Annotated in this window: 20 protein-coding genes and 1 pseudogene; 4 read left to right on the top strand and 17 right to left on the bottom strand. The window is 72.2% G+C overall.

Annotated elements, in window-relative coordinates:
- Positions 1 to 146: 146 nt before the first annotated feature.
- The 8 genes from rnc to ACIQUT_RS26830 form a co-directional block, all read right to left on the bottom strand.
- Positions 147 to 977 carry a ribonuclease III gene (rnc, locus tag ACIQUT_RS26865; RefSeq protein WP_403566361.1) on the bottom strand — a complete coding sequence of 277 codons (831 nt, stop codon included), beginning with the start codon at positions 975 to 977 and terminating at the stop codon, positions 147 to 149.
- A gap of 19 nt (positions 978 to 996) precedes the next feature.
- On the bottom strand, positions 997 to 1,170 hold the full coding sequence (rpmF, locus tag ACIQUT_RS26860; protein WP_026165248.1) for a 50S ribosomal protein L32: 174 nt from the start codon (positions 1,168 to 1,170) through the stop codon (positions 997 to 999).
- Positions 1,171 to 1,172: 2 nt separating this feature from the next.
- Entirely contained in the window at positions 1,173 to 1,883 is a 711-nt protein-coding gene (locus ACIQUT_RS26855) for a YceD family protein (protein ID WP_403566359.1), read from the bottom strand.
- 69 nt (positions 1,884 to 1,952) lie between these two features.
- Positions 1,953 to 3,080 carry a cell division initiation protein gene (locus tag ACIQUT_RS26850; RefSeq protein WP_403566357.1) on the bottom strand — a complete coding sequence of 376 codons (1,128 nt, stop codon included), beginning with the start codon at positions 3,078 to 3,080 and terminating at the stop codon, positions 1,953 to 1,955.
- Between the two features lie 103 nt (positions 3,081 to 3,183).
- Entirely contained in the window at positions 3,184 to 3,663 is a 480-nt protein-coding gene (gene coaD / locus ACIQUT_RS26845) for a pantetheine-phosphate adenylyltransferase (protein ID WP_403566518.1), read from the bottom strand.
- A 29-nt stretch (positions 3,664 to 3,692) separates the two neighbouring features.
- A complete protein-coding gene (gene rsmD / locus ACIQUT_RS26840) occupies positions 3,693 to 4,271 on the bottom strand; it encodes a 16S rRNA (guanine(966)-N(2))-methyltransferase RsmD (RefSeq protein WP_403566355.1) in 579 nt (192 codons plus the stop codon).
- A gap of 145 nt (positions 4,272 to 4,416) precedes the next feature.
- Positions 4,417 to 6,645, bottom strand: coding sequence for an ATP-dependent DNA helicase RecG (recG, locus tag ACIQUT_RS26835; RefSeq protein ID WP_403566354.1), 2,229 nt, complete (start codon positions 6,643 to 6,645; stop codon positions 4,417 to 4,419).
- A gap of 16 nt (positions 6,646 to 6,661) precedes the next feature.
- Positions 6,662 to 8,323, bottom strand: a complete 1,662-nt coding sequence (locus tag ACIQUT_RS26830) for a DAK2 domain-containing protein (RefSeq protein WP_403566353.1) — start codon at positions 8,321 to 8,323, stop codon at positions 6,662 to 6,664.
- Between the two features lie 241 nt (positions 8,324 to 8,564).
- Here ACIQUT_RS26830 and rpmB point away from each other — a divergent pair, with 241 nt between their 5' ends.
- Complete coding sequence (rpmB, locus tag ACIQUT_RS26825) at positions 8,565 to 8,750, top strand: 50S ribosomal protein L28 (RefSeq protein WP_064070327.1); 186 nt, start codon at positions 8,565 to 8,567, stop codon at positions 8,748 to 8,750.
- Between the two features lie 168 nt (positions 8,751 to 8,918).
- Here the strand turns inward: rpmB and thiD are convergent, their stop codons facing one another.
- A complete protein-coding gene (gene thiD, locus ACIQUT_RS26820) occupies positions 8,919 to 9,722 on the bottom strand; it encodes a bifunctional hydroxymethylpyrimidine kinase/phosphomethylpyrimidine kinase (protein ID WP_403566351.1) in 804 nt (267 codons plus the stop codon).
- Positions 9,719 to 10,702 (bottom strand): thiamine-phosphate kinase, encoded by a 984-nt coding sequence (locus ACIQUT_RS26815; protein ID WP_403566349.1) that lies wholly within the window; start codon positions 10,700 to 10,702, stop codon positions 9,719 to 9,721. Before ACIQUT_RS26815 ends, thiD begins: the two co-directional genes overlap by 4 nt.
- A gap of 245 nt (positions 10,703 to 10,947) precedes the next feature.
- Here ACIQUT_RS26815 and ACIQUT_RS26810 point away from each other — a divergent pair, with 245 nt between their 5' ends.
- Both ACIQUT_RS26810 and ACIQUT_RS26805 read left to right on the top strand, forming a co-directional pair.
- Positions 10,948 to 11,181, top strand: a complete 234-nt coding sequence (locus ACIQUT_RS26810; protein WP_403566347.1) for an Lrp/AsnC family transcriptional regulator — start codon at positions 10,948 to 10,950, stop codon at positions 11,179 to 11,181.
- Positions 11,182 to 11,204: 23 nt separating this feature from the next.
- Entirely contained in the window at positions 11,205 to 11,702 is a 498-nt protein-coding gene (locus tag ACIQUT_RS26805) for a DUF3515 domain-containing protein (protein ID WP_403566345.1), read from the top strand.
- Positions 11,703 to 11,802: 100 nt separating this feature from the next.
- Here ACIQUT_RS26805 and ACIQUT_RS26800 read toward each other — a convergent pair whose 3' ends face one another.
- The 3 genes from ACIQUT_RS26800 to ACIQUT_RS26790 are packed head-to-tail and all read right to left on the bottom strand — an operon-like array spanning position 11,803 to position 14,759.
- Positions 11,803 to 12,960, bottom strand: a complete 1,158-nt coding sequence (locus ACIQUT_RS26800) for a D-alanine--D-alanine ligase family protein (protein ID WP_403566343.1) — start codon at positions 12,958 to 12,960, stop codon at positions 11,803 to 11,805.
- 39 nt (positions 12,961 to 12,999) lie between these two features.
- On the bottom strand, positions 13,000 to 14,010 hold the full coding sequence (locus ACIQUT_RS26795) for an NAD(P)H-dependent glycerol-3-phosphate dehydrogenase (RefSeq protein WP_403566341.1): 1,011 nt from the start codon (positions 14,008 to 14,010) through the stop codon (positions 13,000 to 13,002).
- Positions 14,007 to 14,759 (bottom strand): lysophospholipid acyltransferase family protein, encoded by a 753-nt coding sequence (locus tag ACIQUT_RS26790; protein ID WP_403566339.1) that lies wholly within the window; start codon positions 14,757 to 14,759, stop codon positions 14,007 to 14,009. Before ACIQUT_RS26790 ends, ACIQUT_RS26795 begins: the two co-directional genes overlap by 4 nt.
- Positions 14,760 to 14,928: 169 nt before the next feature.
- Between ACIQUT_RS26790 and cofC the strand changes: the two are divergent.
- Positions 14,929 to 15,609, top strand: a pseudogene (gene cofC, locus ACIQUT_RS26785) (2-phospho-L-lactate guanylyltransferase); the annotation flags it as partial.
- A gap of 282 nt (positions 15,610 to 15,891) precedes the next feature.
- On the opposite strand, the gene ACIQUT_RS26780 reads toward cofC, so the two are convergent.
- The 4 genes from ACIQUT_RS26780 to leuC all read right to left on the bottom strand — a co-directional run bounded on the left by ACIQUT_RS26780 (position 15,892) and on the right by leuC (position 19,103).
- Entirely contained in the window at positions 15,892 to 16,572 is a 681-nt protein-coding gene (locus ACIQUT_RS26780; RefSeq protein WP_403566338.1) for an HU family DNA-binding protein, read from the bottom strand.
- Between the two features lie 144 nt (positions 16,573 to 16,716).
- Positions 16,717 to 16,944 (bottom strand): hypothetical protein, encoded by a 228-nt coding sequence (locus ACIQUT_RS26775; RefSeq protein ID WP_189811706.1) that lies wholly within the window; start codon positions 16,942 to 16,944, stop codon positions 16,717 to 16,719.
- A gap of 137 nt (positions 16,945 to 17,081) precedes the next feature.
- Positions 17,082 to 17,675 carry a 3-isopropylmalate dehydratase small subunit gene (gene leuD, locus ACIQUT_RS26770; RefSeq protein WP_403566336.1) on the bottom strand — a complete coding sequence of 198 codons (594 nt, stop codon included), beginning with the start codon at positions 17,673 to 17,675 and terminating at the stop codon, positions 17,082 to 17,084.
- Between the two features lie 3 nt (positions 17,676 to 17,678).
- A complete protein-coding gene (gene leuC / locus ACIQUT_RS26765) occupies positions 17,679 to 19,103 on the bottom strand; it encodes a 3-isopropylmalate dehydratase large subunit (RefSeq protein WP_403566335.1) in 1,425 nt (474 codons plus the stop codon).
- Positions 19,104 to 19,131 lie beyond the last annotated feature (28 nt).

Below are 19,131 nucleotides of genomic sequence, written 5' to 3'. Positions count from 1 at the left end.
TACGGCTCTTCGGGTCTCCGCCGCGAGCCTACCGGCCGGCCGCCCGCCCCCGGCGCGCTCCCCGTCACACCGTCAAACGCAGAACCGCCCGCCCCTGTTCCGGCAGGGGCGGGCGGGATGATCCGCGGGGGGATCGGAAGGAAGGGTCAGGCCTTCGGCGCCGGACCGGCGGGGGTCGGCGCCCCGCCGTCACCGGCCGCGGCCGGTGCTCCGTCGGAGGCTGCGGCTTCCGCGGCCTTCCGCTCGTCCGCAGCGGCACGGATGCCGCGCCATGCGGACTCGGCCGCCTGCTGTTCCGCTTCCTTCTTGCTGCGACCGGTTCCGGTGCCGTACGAGACACCACCGACGCGGGCGGCAGCGGTGAAGGTCTTCTCGTGGTCCGGACCGGTCTCGGTGACCAGGTACTCGGGCACGCCAAGGCCTTCGGCGGCCGTCAGTTCCTGGAGGCTGGTCTTCCAGTCCAGGCCGGCCCCGAGGTTCGAGGACTTCTCGATCAGCGGGTCGAAGAGCCGGTGCACCAGCTCCGAGGCCGCTTCGAGGCCCTTGTCGAGGTAGACCGCGCCGATCACCGCTTCGAGGGTGTCGGCGAGGATGGAGGCCTTGTCCCGGCCGCCCGTGCCCTCTTCGCCCCGGCCGAGCCGGATGAAGGAGCCGAGATCGAGGCCGCGACCCACTTCCGCCAGAGCACGCGAGTTGACCACCGCGGCCCGCAGTTTGGCCAGCTGGCCTTCCGGCAGGTCGGGGTGGGTGTTGTACAGCGTGTCCGTGACCACCAGTCCGAGGACGGAGTCTCCGAGGAACTCCAGGCGCTCGTTCGTGGGCAGGCCGCCGTTCTCGTATGCGTACGAGCGGTGGGTCAGTGCACGCACCAGAAGGGCGGACTCGAGTCGATACCCGAGCCGCCCTTCCAGAAGCGTGTGGGACGAGGCCGCGTTCTTACTGTCTGCCTGCTCTTCAGCGTTGGACAGCTCAGACATTGCGCCTCTCACCAGCCGCTCAGACCTCGAGGACCTGGCGCTTGTTGTAGGTGCCGCAGCTCGGGCACGCGATGTGCTGCTGCTTCGGCTCCTGGCAGCGCTCGCACGAAACCAGGGTGGGGACCGCAGCCTTCCACTGCGACCGGCGGTGGCGCGTGTTGCTGCGCGACATCTTCCGCTTCGGAACAGCCACGGCTACTTCTCCTGCTTCTCGGCGGCGCTCTGAACGTCGTCAGATGCAGTGCCGCTCATGTTGTCCTTCTCGCCGTCCTGATCGGTCCCGACGAGTTCCTGCAATGCCGCCCAACGGATGTCGACGGCGTCGTGGTGGTGCTCCGGGTCCTCGTTCAGGCTGACCCCGCACTGCGGGCACAGTCCGAGACAGTCCTCCCGGCACACCGGCTGCAGCGGCAGTGCGAGCACCACCGCGTCGCGCAGCACGGGTTCGAGGTCGAACAAGCCGTCCTCAAGGTAGAGCGTGTCCTCGTCGTCCTCGGCGTCGTCGGCCGGCTCCGCTTTGAGGCGGCCCCGGTCGTCGGCGTCAGGGTACGAGAACATCTCCTGGAAGTCCGCATCGATCTCGCGACCGACGGGCTCCAGACACCTTACGCACTCCCCTTCGGCCGATGCACGGACGGTGCCTGTGACGAGCACCCCTTCCATGACCGACTCCAGACGGAGTTCCAGCTCCAGCGGAGCGCCTTCCGGCACTCCGATGACACCGGCGATACCGAGGTCCGCCGGAGCCGCGATCTCGCGGGACAGCCGCTGCATGGCACCAGGACGCCGACCCAGCTCGTGCGTGTCGAACACGAGGGGGTTGCGGTGGTCGAGGCGGGTGTTCAGGGCCGTTCCTGCTTTCACAGATCGCTGAAGATCAAGAATTCCGCCGCTCAAGGGCAGCATGGATCGCGACGCATACGCGCGACCGAACAGCCAGGATACCCGGCCGTCCGCCCTGAGCCCAATCCGGGTTCAGCGGCCCTGTTCGTACCTGCGCAGCTCGTCCAGGTTGATCATGCTCGTGTCGAAGAAGCTGGTCTCGTCGAGCGCCCCCTGCTGCGGGCGCACCGCCCCCTGCTGCCCGTAGGCCGCGTACGGGTCCGGCTGCCCGCCGTAGGCCGCCGCGTACGGGTCCGGCTGGGCCGGGGGCTGCTGCTGGTACCCGTACGGGTCCCCATAGGGGGGCGCGGGGTAAGCCGCTCCGGTGGAGCCGCTGCTTGCAACGGGGTAAGCCGCTCCGGTGGAGCCGCTGCCGACGGCGGGGTAGCCGTCCTGCAGGGCGGGCTGCTGCCCGTAGCCGTACGCGTCGTACGCGGGCTCCGCGGCTGCCTGCGCCGGGATGGCGGGGGCGGGGGCCCGGAGGGGCTGCGCCGGCTCGGCCAGGCCCGCCAGGAAGTCCGCGTCGCTCGCCGACCGGGACTGCGGCACGCCGGCCGCGTCCTGGGCGGCGAGGTGGGCGCCCAGGTCGTCCGTGGGCACCTGGCCCAGCAGCTTCTGCCGGCCGCGGCCGACGGCCTCCAGGGTCTTGGTCAGCACCGCCTCGAAGGTCGCCAGCTTGGCGTCCACGTACGCGTCCGCCTGCCGCCGCCGGTCCTCCGGGTCGGTGCCTGGCTCGGGGGCGTCCGCGTCCGGGTGGCCGTGCTCGTCCAGCCCGGGCCCGTGGCCCAGCAGCTTCTCGCGGCCGCGGTCCACCGAGCCGATGGTCTTGGCGAGCACGACCTCGAAGTTCGCGAGCTTGCTGTCGACGTAGTCGTCGGCCTGCGCGCGGATCTCCGCCGCCTCCCGGTGCGCCGCGGCCAGGATCCGGTCCGCCTCGTCCCGGGAGCGGCGGGCGACCTCGGTGTCGGAGATCAGCGTGCCGCGCTGGACGTGCGCGGACTCGATGATCCGGTCCGCCTCCCGCCGGGCCTCCTCGACCATCTGCTCGCGGCCGCCGATGAGCTCCTGCGCCTGCGCCAGGGAGCCGGGCAGCGCCTGGCGGACCTCGTCGAGCAGGGCGAGCAGCTCGGCGCGGTTGATCACGCAGGAGGCCGACATGGGCATGGAGCGGGCGCTGCCGACGGCTGCGACGATCCCGTCGAGCTTCTTCTGCACGTCCACGGTGGCTCGCACTTCCTCGGCCTCGGGACGGTCCCGAGACGGACGGGTCGACTGTATGCCCACCGGGGCGGCGCCGGACACGGTCCGGCGCGCCGTCAGCCGGTCAGCGCTCGGCGAGCCGGGCGGTCAGTGCCGCGTGCACGTGCGGGGGCAGCAGGTGGGAGACGTCGCCGCCCCAGGCCGCGACCTCCTTGACCAGGGAGGAGGACAGGAAGCTGTAGGTGGGGTTGGTGGGCACGAACAGCGTTTCGACGCCCGAGAGCCCCATGTTCATCTGCGCCATCTGGAGCTCGTAGTCGAAGTCGCTGACGGCGCGCAGCCCCTTGACGATGGCGGGGATGTCGCGCTGCTTGCAGAAGTCGACGAGCAGTCCGTGGAAGGACTCGACCTCGACGTTGCCGTACCCGGCGGTCGCCTCGCGGATCAGCTCGATCCGCTCCTCGACGGTGAACAGCCCCTTCTTGGACTGGTTGATCATGACGGCGACGTGGACGACGTCGTACAGCCGGGAGGCCCGGCCGATGATGTCGAGGTGTCCGTTGGTGATGGGGTCGAACGACCCCGGACAGACGGCGCGGCGCAACTTGGTCCCCTTGCTCTCCGGAGCGGTCATCATGACTCTTCGCTGGTGAAGGCGGCGCGGCCGTACCACAGGGTGCCCTCGCCGTACTTGCGGGAGCGGAGCGGCTCGAATCCCTCGGGCCACGGGAACGCGCCGCTCCTGGTGCCGCGCTCCACGGTGACGAGCGCATCGTCCGTGATCCAGCCGTTGGCGCGGAGTGTGAGCAGGATCTCGCCAAGATCTGCGTGGCCGACGGCGTACGGGGGGTCCAGGAAGACCACGTCGTACGGCTCCCCGCCGGCGGGTACGGCGACGATCTGCTCCGCCTTGCCGGCCCGGAACTCGGCACCGGGCAGGGCCAGTGCCTTGATGTTGTCCCGGATCACCTTGCCGGCCCTGGCGTCGGCCTCGACGAGCAGGGCGTGCGCCGCGCCGCGGGAGAGGGCCTCCAGGCCGACGGCGCCGGAGCCGGCGTACAGGTCGAGCACCCGGGCCCCCTGGACGCCGTGCAGCGACTCCCAGGTGGAGAACAGGCCTTCGCGCATCCGGTCCGAGGTCGGCCGGGTGCCGGTGCCGGGGGGCACGGCCAGCCGTCGCCCGCCGGCGGTGCCGGCGATCACGCGGGTCATCTGGGGTCCTTCACTACGGCGATCACAGCGCCTCCACGATATGCCGTGCCTTCCGGCGGTTCCGCCCGGCCCTCGCCCCGGCCTTGCCCGGCCCTTCCTCCGGCCTTCCCGCAGCCCTTCTTCCGGCCTTCCCGCAGCCCTTCTCTCAGCCCTTCTCCAGGTACTGCTCCCGCTCGGCGTCCAGCAGGGCCTCCAGGGCGCCCCGGAGGCCCGGAAGCCCCTCCAGCTCCGGGTCGGCGGCGACGACGCGGGTGGCCTCCTCGCGGGCCTGGGCGATGACCTCCTCGTCCTCGATGACCGCGAGCATCCGCAGCGAGGACCGCGCGCCCGACTGGGCCTGGCCGAGGACATCGCCCTCGCGGCGCTGTTCGAGGTCGATCCGGGAGAGCTCGAAGCCGTCCAGCGTGGCGGCGACCGCGCCCAGCCGGGCCCGGGCCGGGCTCGCCTCGTGCATCTCGCTGACCAGCAGGCACAGGCCGGGGGCCGAGCCGCGGCCGACGCGGCCGCGGAGCTGGTGGAGCTGGGAGACCCCGAACCGGTCCGCGTCCATGATCACCATGACGGTGGAGTTCGGGACGTTGACGCCGACCTCGATGACGGTGGTGGCGACCAGCACCTGGACCTCGCCGGCGGCGAAGCGCCGCATGACGTCGTCCTTGTCGGCGGGGTCCATCCGGCCGTGCAGCACCTCGACGGACAGCCCGGCCAGGGGCCCGCGGGACAGCTGCTCGGCGATCTCCAGGACGGCCAGCGGCGGGCGCTTCTCGCTCTCGTCCTCGGGGGACGGCTTCTTCTTGCGCTGGTCGGCCTGGTCGGCGTCGTCGCCGATGCGGGGGCAGACCACGTACGCCTGGTGGCCGGCCTCGACCTCCTCGCGGACCCGATCCCAGGCCCGGGTGAGGAAGTGCGGCTTGTCCTTGGCGGGGACGACGTGGGTGGCGATCGGGGAGCGGCCGGCGGGCAGCTGGTCGAGGACGGAGGTCTCCAGGTCCCCGAAGACGGTCATCGCGACGGTGCGCGGGATCGGGGTCGCGGTCATCACCAGCAGGTGCGGCGTCCGCTTTTCCCCCTGGGAGTGCCCCTTCGCCCGAAGCGCGTCGCGCTGCTCGACGCCGAAGCGGTGCTGTTCGTCGACGACGACCAGGCCCAGGTCGTGGAACTGGACCTTGTCCTCGATGAGGGCGTGGGTGCCGATGACGATGCCCGCCTCGCCGGTGACCAGGTCGAGCAGGGCCTGCCGGCGCGCGGCCGCGCCCATGGAGCCGGTGAGGAGGACGACCTTGGTGCCCTGCTCGGACCCGCCGAGCATCCCGCCCTCGGCGAGCTCGCCCATCATCTCGGTGATCGAGCGGTGGTGTTGCTGGGCGAGGACCTCGGTGGGCGCGAGCATGGCGGCCTGCCCGCCGCAGTCCACGACGGCGAGCATGGCCCGCAGCGCGACCAGCGTCTTGCCGGAGCCGACCTCGCCCTGGAGGAGGCGGTGCATGGGGTGTTCGGTGGCGAGGTCGTCGAAGATCTCGCGGGAGACGGTCTGCTGGCCCTCGGTGAGGGTAAAGGGCAGCTTGGCGTCGAAGGTGTCGAGCAGCCCGCCGGGGGCGGGGCGCCGGGGGACGGCCGGGAGCTGGGAGTCGGCGTGCCGGCGGCGGGCCAGGGCGGTCTGGAGGACGAAGGCCTCGTCCCACTTCAGGCGCTGCCGGGCGTCCTCGATGTCGGCCTTCGCGCCCGGCCGGTGGATCTTCAGCAGGGCCTCGTGGAGCGGGACCAGTCCGCGGCCCTCGCGCAGCTCCGGCGGCAGCGGGTCCACGGCTTCGCCCGCGCGCGGCAGGACGGCGTCGACGGCTTTGGCGATCTTCCAGGACTCCAGCTGCTTGCAGGCCGGGTAGATCGGGATGATCCTGCCGGCGAAGGCCGCGGCGGCGTCGGACTCGCCCGCGTCGGCGCCGAGCGGCTCGTAGGCGGGGTGGGCCAGCTGGAGCTTGCGGTTGAACAGGGACACCTTGCCCGCGAACATGGCGCGGCGGCCGGGCAGCAGCTCCTTGTGCGGCTTGTGCACGCCCGCGCCGAAGAACACGAGCTGGAGCCGGCCGCTGCCGTCGGTGATGGTCACCTCCAGGCGTTTGCCGCGGCCGCCGTTGAAGGTCAGGATGCGGGCGTCGGCGACCTGGGCGACGACGGTGACGTGCTCGTCGAGCTGGTCGGCGAGCCCGTCCAGCGAGGTCAGCTCGCCGCGCTCGGCGTACCGCCTCGGGTAGTGGTGGAGCAGGTCCAGGGCCGTGTGCAGGCCGAGCTGCTCGGCCAGCACCTTGGCGGTGGCGGGGCCGAGCGTCTTCTTGAGGTCTTCGTCGAGCGCGGGCACGTGTTCATTGCACACCATGGCGCCGACAAGAGGGCTATTCGACCCCGATCAGCAGGGGCGCCGAGTGGCGGCCGCCCCGGTAGACGACGGTGTCCACGGCCAGGTGGCCGTGCTGGACGTGGGCCTCCAGCCGTTCGGCGAGGGCGTCCGGCACCTCGGGTCCCAGGACCAGGGTGACGAGTTCGCCGCCGGAGCCGAGCATCCGCTCCAGGACCGCCTCGGCGGTGTCGGCGAGGCCGGCGCCGATGACGGCGACGTCGCCGTCGATCAGCCCGAGCACGTCGCCGGCCTGGCAGATCCCGGCGGAGGTGAAGGACTGCCGTTCGGCGACGGCGAGTTCCGCGTAGCGGGTGGCGCCGGCGGCCGCGGTCATGGCGACGACGTCCTCGTCGAAGGTGGCCTCCGGGTCGTGCACGGCGAGGGCGGCCAGGCCCTGGACCGCGGACCGGGTGGGGATCACCGCGACCCGGACGCCGTCGGCGCGGGCCCGTTCGGCCGCGGCGGCCGCGGCCGCGCGCTGGTCGGCGCCGCCGGGCAGCAGCACGACCTCGCGGGCGTGGGCGCGCCGGACGGCGTCGGCGAGCTCGTCGGGGTCGGGGGCGCGTCCGGGCGGGGTGAGGACGGTGGTCGCGCCGGCCTCGGCGCACAGGCCGGCCAGGCCCTCGCCGGGGACCACGGCGACGACGGCCCGCTGGGCGCGCTCCCCGCGTGCCGCCCGGCGCCGCTCGTCGCCGAAGTGGGTGATGCGGATCCGGTACGGCCGTCCGGCGACGACGCCGGCCTCCACGGCGGCTCCGGGGTCGTCGACGTGGACGTGCACGTTCCACAGCTCGTCGCCGCCGACCACCACGAGGGAGTCGCCGAGGCCGTCGAGCCGCGCGCGGAGCACCGCCACCGCCTCCTCGGCGGCCTCCAGCAGGTACACCACCTCGTAGGCGGGCCCGCCGTGCTCCTCGTGGGCCTCGCAGGGCTGCTGCTGCGGTACGGACACGGGTGCGGGCACGGCCCGGCCGCGGACCGCCTCCGCGGCGGGCTCCTGCCCGGACAGCGTCTGCCACAGGGCCCCGAGCACCGCGACCAGCCCGCAGCCCCCGGCGTCGACCACGCCGGCCCGGCCCAGCTCGGCCAGCTGCCCCGGGGTGTCGGCGAGGGCCGTGCGGGCCCCCTCGTACGCGGCCCGGGCGACGTCCGCGACGCTCCCGGCGGCCGTTCCGGCGGCCGCCGCGGCGGTCTCGGCGGCCCGCGCCGCCGCGGCGGCCACGGTGAGCATGGTCCCCTCGACGGGGTGCGCGACGGCCTCGTACGCCTCCTGCGCGGCCCGGGTCAGCGCCTGGGCCAGCAGCCGGTCCGGGCCCCGCCCCGCCGGTTCGTCGTCCAGGACGTCGGCGACCCCGCGCAGCAGCTGGGCCAGGATGGTCCCGGAGTTTCCGCGGGCGCCTATGAGCGCGCCGTGCGCCCAGGCCCGTACGGCCTGGCCGAGGGAGGCAGCGGTCCCGGCGGCATCCAGGGCGCGGTCGGCCGACTCGGCGGTGAGGTAGAGGTTGGTGCCGGTGTCCGCGTCCGCGACCGGGTAGACGTTGATCGCGTCGATGTCGTCGCGGGCCCGGTCGAGCGCAGCCAGGGCCAGCGAGCTCCAGGTGCGCACCGCTGCGGCGTCGAGCTCGTCGAAGGGCTGCGGCTGCTGCTCGTGCGGCACCGGGCGTTCCTCCTTGTGCGGGCCAGGGTTCACCGCAGGGTAACGAAGCGCCTCCGGGGCGCGGGGACCGCGGGGCGGGCCGGGCGGCGGCCATGGTAGTTTTCTTGGACGGGAGCAGACGTTGTATGCTGCTCCGGTTGCCCGATGAGAGTCGGGCTTTCCCCCCGGCAAACCACTTCAGATTTCTGATCCGGTGCGCCGGATTTCACTGTAAGTGCATCTGAAGTCTTTGGAGTGACCTGTGGCTGCCAACTGCGACGTTTGCGGCAAGGGGCCGGGCTTCGGCAACAACATCTCGCACTCGCACCGCCGTACGTCCCGTCGCTGGAACCCGAACATCCAGCGCGTCCGTGCCGTGGTCAGTGGGACGCCGAAGCGCCTCAACGCCTGCACCTCGTGCATCAAGGCCGGCAAGGTCTCGCGCTGACGCGTCCCGTCGTCGTAGCGCAGCCCTTTCCGGTTGCCTGGAAGGCCGGTCCACCTCGTGGACCGGCCTTTTGCCTTTGCCTGCGGGAGTCTTCCTCTCCGGGCGCGGAAGCCCGCCGCATCAGCCGATGCGGCGGGCTTCCGTCCGTTTCCGGGGCGGGCGGGTGCGTCAGCGGCGCCACTGCCAGGCGTGGTCCACCGGTCCGATGCCGCCGCCGAGCGCGAAGCCGGCCGCGATGGCGCCGGTCACGTACTCCTTGGCCGCCATGACGGCCTGCGGCACGTCCTGTCCCTTGGCGAGCCCGGCGGCGATCGCGGCGGCGAGGGTGCAGCCGGTGCCGTGGGTGTGCCGGTTGTCGTGGCGCGGGGAGCGCAGCCACAGCTGCGTCTCGCCGTCCGACAGCAGGTCGGCGGCCTCGCCGCCGTGGGCGGCCAGGTGCCCGCCCTTGATCAGCGCCCACTCGGGCCCGAGGGCGAGGACGGCGTCGGCGGCCCGCCGCATGTCGTCCTCGCTCTCCACGACCAGCCCGGTGAGCTGCGCCACCTCGTCCAGGTTGGGCGTCGCCACGGTGGCCCGCGGCAGCAGCTCCCCGCGTACGGCGTCCAGCGCCGAGGGGGCGAGCAGTGCGTCCCCGTGCTTGGAGACCCCGACGGGGTCCACGACCGCCGGGGCGCCGTTGGCGGCGAGGAGCCCGGCCACCGTCTCCACCAGGGCGGCAGAGGAGAGCATCCCGGTCTTCACCGCCCGGACGCCGATGTCGTCGGCGACGGCCCGGTACTGGGCGGTGACGGCCTCGGCGGGCAGCTCCCAGACCCCGCGCACCCCGAGGGAGTTCTGCGCGGTCACGGCGGTCACCACGCTCATCCCGTGCACGCCGAGCGCCAGCATGGTCTTGAGGTCGGCCTGGATGCCTGCGCCGCCGCCGGAGTCCGACCCGGCAACGGTCAGGCACAGCGGCGGCGCGTCGCTCATCGGGGGATCTCCTCGTCGGAGGGGTCGGAGCCGAAGTGGTCCCAGCCGCCGGTGTTGGTCCAGGGCGCCCCGTCGACGGTCACCTGGGGCAGCGCGGACCGGTTCAGCACCTCCCCGATGACCTTCCAGCGGGCGGGCAGCTTCACGTCGGGCGGGAACGTCGCCACGATGGCGTGATCCTCTCCCCCGGTGAGCACCCACTGCAAGGGGTCGACGCCGACCGCCTGCCCGATGTCGTGCATCTGCGTCGGGATGTCGACGGCCGCCGAGCGCAGGTCGATCCGTACCTTGCTGGCCTCGGCGATGTGCCCGAGGTCGGCGATCAGGCCGTCGCTCACGTCGGTCATGGCCGTGGCGCCGAGTCCGGCCGCCGCCGGGCCCGCGTGGTACGGGGGCTCGGGCCGCCGGTGCGCCTCGACGAAGGCCCGCGGGGAGCGGAAGCCGCGCTTGAGGACCGCGTAGCCGGCCGCGGACCAGCCGAGCCAGCCGGTGACGGCGACGACGTCGCCGGGCTGGGCGCCGGAGCGCAGCACCGGCTCGTGGTTGCGCAGGTCGCCGAGGGCGGTGATGGCGACGGTGATCGTGTCGCCGCGGACGACGTCCCCGCCGACCACGGCCGCCCCGGCGACCTGGCACTCGTCGCGCAGGCCGTCCATGAGCTCGGTGGGCCAGGTGACCGGCAGCTCGGCCGGGACGACCAGGCCGAGCAGCAGCGCGGTCGGCACCGCGCCCATGGCGGCGATGTCGGCGAGGTTCTGCGCGGCGGCCTTGCGTCCGACGTCGTAGGCCGTGGACCAGTCGCGCCGGAAGTGCCGGCCCTCCAGCAGGATGTCCGTGCTCGCCACGACCCTGCGGTCGGGGGCGGACACCACTGCGGCGTCGTCGCCCGGCCCGAGCCGGACCGCCGGGGTGGTGGTGAGCCGTGAGGTGAGCTCCCGAATGAGCCCGAACTCCCCCAGCTCGCCCACAGTGCCCTTCATCGCTGTGCCCCTTCTTGCCCAGTCCGCTTGCGGTCGCGCCCCGTCACAGCTCTGGGTACCGTCAACTGATACGTCAACTTCTGCTCTTCGTACGCCCCGCTGTGCGTGGCGCCGATCACCCGGGTCTCCCCGCGGTGCACGGCGACGCGGTACCGTGGCGTCCCTTCTTCCCCGGGCCCGCCCGCTGTCCACGGGCCCATCCTGAGGTTAGGGGAATCGATCCTCGTGGCCGCTCTGGAGGTTCCGTGGTACAGGCGTACATCCTCATCCAGACCGAGGTGGGCAAGGCGTCGTTCGTCGCCGAGTCCATCGCCCAGATCCCGGGGGTGATCCAGGCGGAGGACGTGACGGGCCCGTACGACGTGATCGTGCGCGCCCAGGCCGACACCGTGGACGATCTCGGACGCATGGTGGTCGCCCGCGTCCAGCAGGTGGAGGGCATCACCCGCACCCTGACCTGCCCGGTGGTCCATCTGTAGCCCCCGTCTACTCTTGGCCGGTGATGTCAACCCACCACCGGCCGCTCCGTGTCCGTGTGCCCGCCCTGTCCGCCCTGGTCACGGCAGCCGCCCTCGCGGGCTGCTCCCCGGGCGGCGGGGCGGCCCGGGTGGACCCTCCGCCCACACCGCCCGCCGACGTCGCGGGGTTCTGCGCGGCGCTGCACAGGGAACTCCCGGAGACGGTGGCCGGTCTGGAACGGACTCCCACCGAGCCGGAGTCCGGTCTGACCGCCGCGTGGGGCGGCTCGGCGATCGTACTGCGGTGCGGTATCCCCAAGCCCGCCAAGATGGCCGATCCCCAGCAGGAAGGCGTCCACGTGAACGACGTCGCCTGGCTGCTGGAGAAGCTCGACGACGGCTCCTTCCGGTTCACCACCGGGATGCGGCTGGCGTACACGGAGGTCCGGGTCGACAAGGAGCACGCCTCGGACGCGGGGATGCTGGTCGGGCTGTCCGCCGCGGTGTCCAAGACCGTTCCGGAGGGGATCTCCTCGTACTGACGCGCCGACGCGTACCGACACACCGACCGCCCGCCGGGATTCCCCCGGCGGGCGGTTTCGCGTGTGCGGGCGGGCCGGCCGGCCGCGCCGCGGGCCGCGGCTAGCGCAGCCCGGTGGAACGGCGCAGGGCCGCCTCGATCAGGCGGTCCACCAGCTCCGCGTAGGAGACGCCCGTCTCCTGCCACATCCGCGGGTACATGGAGATCGGCGTGAAGCCGGGCATGGTGTTGATCTCGTTGATGACGAAGGTGCCGTCCTCGGTGAGGAAGAAGTCGGCGCGCACCAGGCCCTCGCAGGACGCGGCCTCGAAGGCCTCGACCGCGAGCCGCTGCACCTCGGCGGTCTGCTCCGGGGTGAGCGGGGCGGGCACGATGCCCGCGGCGGAGTCGATGTACTTGGCCTCGAAGTCGTAGAAGTCGTGGCTGGAGACCGGCGGGATCTCGGCGGGCGCGCTCGCGCGCGGCCCGTCCTCGAACTCCAGCACCCCGCACTCGATCTCGCGGCCGCGCAGCAGCGCTTCCACGATGACCTTCGGGTCGTGGCGGCGGGCCTCGCGGATGGCCTCGTCCAGCCCGGAGACGTCGTCGACCTTGGTGATGCCGATGGAGGACCCGGCCCGGGCGGGCTTGATGAACAGCGGCCAGCCGTGCTCGCCGGCGAAGTCCAGGATCCGGGCCTTGGCGGCGTCCTGGTCGGCGTCCCACTCGCGGGGGCGGATGGTCAGGTACGGGCCGACGGCGAGGCCGAAGGAGGTGAAGACGCGCTTCATGTACTCCTTGTCCTGGCCGACGGCCGAGGCCAGGACGCCGGAGCCGACGTACGGGACGCCGGAGAGCTCCAGCAGGCCCTGCAGGGTGCCGTCCTCGCCGTACGGGCCGTGGAGCACGGGGAAGACGACGTCGACCTCGCCCAGGGCCTTGGGGACGGCGCCCGGCTCGGTGTAGACGACCTCGCGGCTGGCCGGGTCGACGGAGAGCACGACGCCGCCCTCGTCGGACTCGGCGAGCTCCGCGACGCTCGGGAGCTTGCGGTCGGCGATGGCCATCCGCTCGGGCTCGTCGGCGGTCAGCGCCCACCGCCCGTCCGCGGTGATGCCGATGGGCAGCACCTCGTACTTGGAGCGGTCGATCGCGCGCAGCACGGCGCCCGCCGTGACGACCGAAATGGCGTGTTCCGAGCTGCGGCCGCCGAACACGACGGCCACGCGGGGCTTGCGGCCCTGCTGCTCAGGGGTCTGGGGGAGGTTCTCGCTGCTCATATCGCCACGAGGGTACCCGCTCATACGTCCGGAATGGAGTCAGCGCCGTTCCGGTTTGGCGCTGCGGGCCATCAGGTCCTTGAGTGCGACCAGCGGCGGCTTGCCGTGGTGGACGATCTCGACGACCGTGTCGGTGATCGGCATGTCGACCCCGTGGCGGCGGGCCAGATCGGCCACCGACTGGCAGGACTTGACGCCCTCGGCGGTCTGCTTGGTGACCGCGATGGTCTCCTCCAGGGTCATCCCGCGGCCGAGGTTGGTGCCGAAGGTGTGGTTCCGGGAGAGCGGCGAGGAGCAGGTGGCGACCAGGTCGCCGAGGCCCGCGAGGCCGGAGAAGGTCAGCGGGTCGGCGCCCATGGCCACGCCCAGCCGGGTGGCCTCGGCGAGGCCGCGGGTGATGAGGGAGCCCTTGGTGTTGTCGCCGAGGCCCATGCCGTCCGCGATGCCGACGGCGAGGCCGATGACGTTCTTCACGGCGCCGCCGAGCTCGCAGCCGATGACGTCGGTGCTGGTGTACGGGCGGAAGTAGGCGGTGTGGCAGGCGGCCTGGAGGCGCTGGGCGACGGCCCCGTCGGAGCAGGCGACGACCGCGGCGGCGGGCTGCCGGGCGACGATCTCGCGGGCCAGGTTGGGGCCGGTGACGACGGCGACCCGCTCGGCGGGCACCTTGGCGACCTCCTCGATGACCTCGCTCATCCGCTTGGCCGTGCCCAGTTCGATGCCCTTCATCAGCGAGACGAGGACGGTGTCGGGCTCCAGCAGCGGCGCCCATTCGGCGAGGTTGCCGCGCAGGGTCTGGGAGGGGATGGACAGGACGGTGAAGTCGGCGCCGCGGGCGGCCTCGGCCGGGTCGGTGGTGGCGCGCAGGTTCGCCGGGAGCTCCACGCCGGGGAAGTAGTCCGGGTTGGTGCGGCCGGTGTTGATGGCGTCGGCGACCTCCGGGCGGCGGGCCCACAGGGTGACCTCGCAGCCGGCGTCGGCGAGCACCATGCCGAAGGCGGTGCCCCAGGAGCCCGCCGAGAAGACGGCTGCCTTGACGGGACGCGTCACTTGGTGCCCTCCCCCGCGGCCTTGCGCCGCTGTTCCGCCCTGGCCGTGCGGTGGTCGTACGGCCGGTCGGGCGCCTGCTCTCCGCGCAGCTCCTCCAGGAGGGCGGTGATGGCCTCCATGATGGCCTCGGTGGCCTCCTTGAGGACCTCCGGGGTGGGTTCCCGGTCGTAGTACGGGGTGAGGTCCACGGGCGGCCCGGCGAGCACCTGGAGGGTCTTGCGCGGGAACAGCCGGACCTTGTTCTCCCTGGCGTACGGCGGCATGGCCAGGTTGGCGCCCCACTGGGCCACCGGGATGACCGGCGCCTTGGTCATCAGCGCGACGCGGGCGGCGCCGGTCTTGCCGGCCATCGGCCACACGTCGGGGTCGCGGGTGAGGGTGCCTTCCGGGTAGAAGGCGACGCACTCGCCGCGCTCGATGGCGTCCACGGCGGACCGGAACGCGTCCAGGGCGTTGGTGGTCTCGCGGTAGACGGGGATCTGGCCGGAGCCGTGCAGGATGGCGCCGACGAACGGCACCTTGAACAGGGCGGCCTTCGCGAGGAAGCGGGGCACGCGGCCGGTGTTGTACTGGTAGTGCGCGTAGGAGAGCGGGTCCAGGTACGAGTTGTGGTTGACGGCGGTGATGAATCCGCCGTCGGCCGGAATGTGCTCCATTCCCTGCCAGTCCCGCTTGAAAAGCACCACGAGCGGCGGTTTTGCGATGACCGCCGCCAGGCGGTACCAGAAGCCGATTCTGCGGCGGGACACTCGGACACCTTCCTCTGGGCTCGGGGACCGGTGCGGTTGGGGCACCTCGTCGGCCGCAAGTGTGGCCTTGGGACCGGTCCCTGTCGAGAACACCGTACGCCCCGCTCAGCCCGCCGGAGCCCCGGGCCGGGCGGAGGGGGGCGACAATGGACCGATGCATGACCGGCTCATGACCCGGCCATGGCACGCGGGGGTGCCGCCGGGCACCGGAGGGAAGGGGTCCGCCACGAACGCCGCCTGGAGCCTGGTGATCCCGCTGAAGCCCTTGGCCGTGGCCAAGAGCCGGCTCGCGGCCGCCGTGGGCGCCTCGCGGCCGGGACTGGCGCTGGCGTTCGCGCAGGACACCGTGGCGGGGGCGCTGGCCTGCCCGGCGGTGGCGGATGTGGTGGTCGTCACGGACGACCCGGCGGCGGGGCCGGAACTGGCCCGGCTGGGGGCGCGGATCGTGGCGGACGCGCCGGGCGCGGGCCTCAACGCGGCTCTCGCCCACGGGGCGCGGGAGATACGCGCGGCCCGGCCCCGGGCGGCGGTCGCCGCGATGAACGCGGATCTCCCCGCACTGCGTCCGCCGGAATTGCTACGCGTGCTCGAAGCGGCATCCGCATTTCCCCGGGCATTTCTCGCGGACGCCGCGGGAATCGGTACGACCTTGCTTTCCGCGGCCCCGGAGTCGGAATTGGCACCCTCGTTCGGGGGGCCGTCGCGGGTCCGGCATTCCGCGTCGGGCGCGGCGGAAATCGCCCTGTCGGGGGTGGACAGCGTGCGCCGGGACGTGGACACGGGGGCGGATCTGCGCAGGGCGCTCTCCCTGGGCGTGGGCCCGCACACGGCCCGATACAGTGCCGGTATGCAGGCGACCGCGTACACGTACGACCCCCGGACCCGCAGCGGCAGCGTGCTGCTGGACGACGGCACGCCGGTGCCGTTCGACGCCCCGGCGTTCGACGCGGGCGGGCTGCGGCTGCTGCGCCCGGGCCAGCGGGTCCGGATCGAGACCTCGGGTGCGGGCGCGGGCCTGCGGATCACCCTGGTCACCTTGCAGACGTTCTGACGAAGAAAACTTCTGACCTGCGATAACGCACCGCGGGCCGGCTCCCCTGGGGAAGCCGGCCCGGCGTGTGAGACGTGTGCCCTACTTCTTGCGGGCGGTGGTCTTCTTCGCGGCGGTGGTGGTCTTCTTCGCAGCGGTCGAGCGCGCCGTGGTCTTCTTGGCCGGGGCCTTCTTCGCGACGGCCTTGGTGGCGGGCGCGGTCTTCTTCGCGGTGGTCGCCTTCTTGGCGGCCGTCGTCTTCTTCGCCGCGGCGGTGGTCTTCGCCGCCGTCGCCTTCTTGGCCGCGGTGGTCTTCTTCGCCGCCGCGGTCGTCTTCTTGACCGCCGCGGCCTTCTTCGCCGCGGCCGCCGTCGTCTTCTTCACGGCCGCCTTCTTGGCGGCGGTGGTCTTCTTGGCCGCGGCCTTCTTGACCGTGGCGGAAACGCCGCCGGTCAGGCTGCCCTTGGGCGCCTTCTTCACGGCCACCTCGTCGCCCTTGGGGAGCTTCTTGGTGCCGCTGACCAGGTCCTTGAAGCCCTGGCCCGCGCGGAAGCGGGGAACCGAGGTCTTCTTGACCCGGACGCGCTCACCCGTCTGCGGGTTGCGGGCGTAGCGAGCCGGCCGGTCCACCTTCTCGAACGAGCCGAAGCCCGTGACCGAGACCCGGTCGCCTGCGACGACCGCGCGGACCATGGCGTCCAGTACCGCGTCGACAGCGTCGGCGGCCTGCTGGCGGCCGCCCAGCTTGTCGGCAATCGCTTCTACGAGCTGCGCCTTGTTCACGTCTTCCCCTTCGGAGACATCGCCAGAACGAATGTGTTCAAGCTTATTTCGCACGTTAGGCGGATATATACCGCAAATCAAACACGAAACGGGCTAATCACCCTAGTGCCGCAACGGAAGTGCCCGTTGCGGAGTTCCTTCGCATCAGTCGCCTTCAGGGAATCGACCCTCGTCGAGGTCCTTCATCAACCTGTCCAGGCGCCTTGCCGCATCGGCGAGATCATGTTTCGCCGCAGCCGTGACGACCAACAGCTTCCGGGACAGCGCCATCCTTACGCCCTCCGGGACTTGCAGTGTGCGCACCCGTGTGTGTGCTTCTTTCAACCGGTCCGCGACGAGTTGGTAGAGCTCCAGTTGACTGTCGCGTTCCATGCACAGATTGTGCCATCTGGGGCGAGTTGTCGCCTCACGGGGCCTCAACACACGGCTGTGCCCCCCGCCGCGGGGCGGGGGGCACAGTGTTGTCCGCGTGATCTTCAGAAGGTGAATAACCCCTGATCAGGCTGTAATCAGGCGCGAATCGTACGCGGCTTGAAACGGGGCCGGGCGCTTTCGTAAGCGTCGATGTCGGCTTCGTTCTGAAGGGTGAGCGAGATGTCGTCCAGGCCCTCCAACAGACGCCACCGGGCGTTGTCGTCGAGTTCGAACTCCGCCTCGATTCCCGCCGCGCGGACCTGGCGGGCGACCAGGTCGACGGTCACCTCGGCGGCCGGGTCGGCCTCGGTCAGCTCCCACAGGCGGTCGACGGTCTCCTGCGGGAGGACGACCGTCAGCAGCCCGTTCTTCAGCGAGTTGCCGCGGAAGATGTCGGCGAAGCGGGAGGAGATGACCGTTTTGAAGCCGAAGTTCTGCAGGGCCCAGACGGCGTGCTCGCGGGAGGAGCCGGTGCCGAAGTCGGGGCCGGCGATCAGCACCGTGGCGCCCGCGCGCTCGGGGCGGTTGGTGACGAACTCGGGGTCCTTGCGCCAGGCCTCGAAGAGCCCGTCCTCGAAACCGTCACGGGTGATCTTCTTCAGCCAGTGGGCCGGGATGATCTGGTCGGTGTCGACGTTGCTGCGGCGCAGCGGCACGGCCCGGCCGGTGTGGGTGGTGAAGGCTTCCATGGTTCAGACTCCGGCGGTGGCGTGGGCGTCGGACAGGTCGGCGGGCGAGGCCAGGTGGCCCAGGACCGCGGTGGCGGCGGCCACCTGCGGGGAGACCAGGTGCGTACGGCCGCCCTTGCCCTGCCGGCCCTCGAAGTTGCGGTTGGAGGTGGACGCGGAGCGCTCACCGGGGGCCAGTTGGTCGGGGTTCATGCCCAGGCACATGGAGCAGCCGGCGTGCCGCCACTCGGCTCCGGCCTCCTTGAAGACCCGGTCCAGGCCCTCCTCGACCGCCTGGAGGGCGACGCGGACCGAGCCGGGGACGACCAGCATCCGTACGCCGTCGGCGACTTTGCGGCCCTTGATGACGTCGGCGACGGCGCGCAGGTCCTCGATCCGGCCGTTGGTGCAGGAGCCTACGAAGACGGTGTCCACCCTGATGTCCCGCAGCGGCTGCCCGGCCGTCAACCCCATGTATTCCAGGGCCTTTTCGGCGGCCAGGCGCTCCGAGGCGTCCTCGTACGAAGCCGGGTCGGGGACGCTGGCCGACAGCGGGGCGCCCTGGCCCGGATTGGTGCCCCAGGTGACGAACGGCGACAGGGCGGTGCCGTCGATGACGACCTCGGCGTCGAAGACGGCGTCCTCGTCGGTGCGCAGGGTCTTCCAGTAGGCGACGGCCGCGTCCCAGTCCTCGCCCGTCGGGGCGTGGTCACGGCCCCGGAGGTAGTCGAAGGTGGTCTGATCGGGGGCGATCATGCCCGCGCGGGCGCCGGCCTCGATCGACATGTTGCAGATGGTCATGCGGGCTTCCATCGACAGCTTCTCGATGGCCTCGCCGCGGTATTCGATGACGTAGCCCTGGCCGCCGCCGGTGCCGATCCTGGCGATGATCGCCAGGATCAGGTCCTTGGCGGTGACGCCCTCGGCCAGCTCGCCGGTGACGGTGATCGCCATCGTCTTGGGGCGGGCCAGCGGCAGGGTCTGGGTGGCCAGGACGTGCTCGACCTGGCTGGTGCCGATGCCGAAGGCCAGCGCGCCGAAGGCGCCGTGCGTGGACGTGTGCGAGTCGCCGCAGACCACGGTGGTACCGGGCTGGGTCAGGCCGAGCTGCGGTCCCACGACGTGGACGACGCCCTGCTCGACGTCGCCGAGCGGGTGCAGGCGTACGCCGAACTCGGCGCAGTTCTTGCGCAGCGTCTCCAGCTGGGCCCGGGAGACCGGGTCCGCGATCGGCTTGTCGATGTCGAGGGTGGGGGTGTTGTGGTCCTCGGTCGCGATGGTGAGGTCGAGACGGCGGACCTTGCGGCCGGCCTGCCGCAGGCCCTCGAAGGCCTGGGGGCTGGTCACCTCGTGCAGCAGGTGCAGATCGATGAAGAGGAGGTCGGGCTCGCCCTCGGCGCGCCGGACGACGTGGTCGTCCCAGACCTTCTCCGCGAGTGTCCTACCCATCGCTTTCCCTCCGGCCGGCCGGTGCGGC

It is taken from the genome of Streptomyces sp. NPDC090445 (genome assembly GCF_044769385.1).
GTDB lineage: Bacteria > Actinomycetota > Actinomycetes > Streptomycetales > Streptomycetaceae > Streptomyces.
The sequence above is the reverse complement of the archived record's forward strand: the minus strand, read 5'-3'. Positions and strand labels throughout refer to the sequence as shown.

Coding starts and splice junctions, on each gene's coding strand:
- rnc (WP_403566361.1), bottom strand. CDS start 977: ATGTCTGAGCTGTCCAACGCTGAAGAGCAGGCAGACAGTAAGAACGCG.
- ACIQUT_RS26800 (WP_403566343.1), bottom strand. CDS start 12,960: ATGAGCAGCGAGAACCTCCCCCAGACCCCTGAGCAGCAGGGCCGCAAG.
- ACIQUT_RS26805 (WP_403566345.1), top strand. CDS start 11,205: ATGTCAACCCACCACCGGCCGCTCCGTGTCCGTGTGCCCGCCCTGTCC.
- ACIQUT_RS26815 (WP_403566349.1), bottom strand. CDS start 10,702: ATGAAGGGCACTGTGGGCGAGCTGGGGGAGTTCGGGCTCATTCGGGAG.
- ACIQUT_RS26775 (WP_189811706.1), bottom strand. CDS start 16,944: ATGGAACGCGACAGTCAACTGGAGCTCTACCAACTCGTCGCGGACCGG.
- leuD (WP_403566336.1), bottom strand. CDS start 17,675: ATGGAAGCCTTCACCACCCACACCGGCCGGGCCGTGCCGCTGCGCCGC.
- recG (WP_403566354.1), bottom strand. CDS start 6,645: ATGGTGTGCAATGAACACGTGCCCGCGCTCGACGAAGACCTCAAGAAG.
- leuC (WP_403566335.1), bottom strand. CDS start 19,103: ATGGGTAGGACACTCGCGGAGAAGGTCTGGGACGACCACGTCGTCCGG.
- ACIQUT_RS26855 (WP_403566359.1), bottom strand. CDS start 1,883: ATGCTGCCCTTGAGCGGCGGAATTCTTGATCTTCAGCGATCTGTGAAA.
- thiD (WP_403566351.1), bottom strand. CDS start 9,722: ATGAGCGACGCGCCGCCGCTGTGCCTGACCGTTGCCGGGTCGGACTCC.
- rsmD (WP_403566355.1), bottom strand. CDS start 4,271: ATGACCCGCGTGATCGCCGGCACCGCCGGCGGGCGACGGCTGGCCGTG.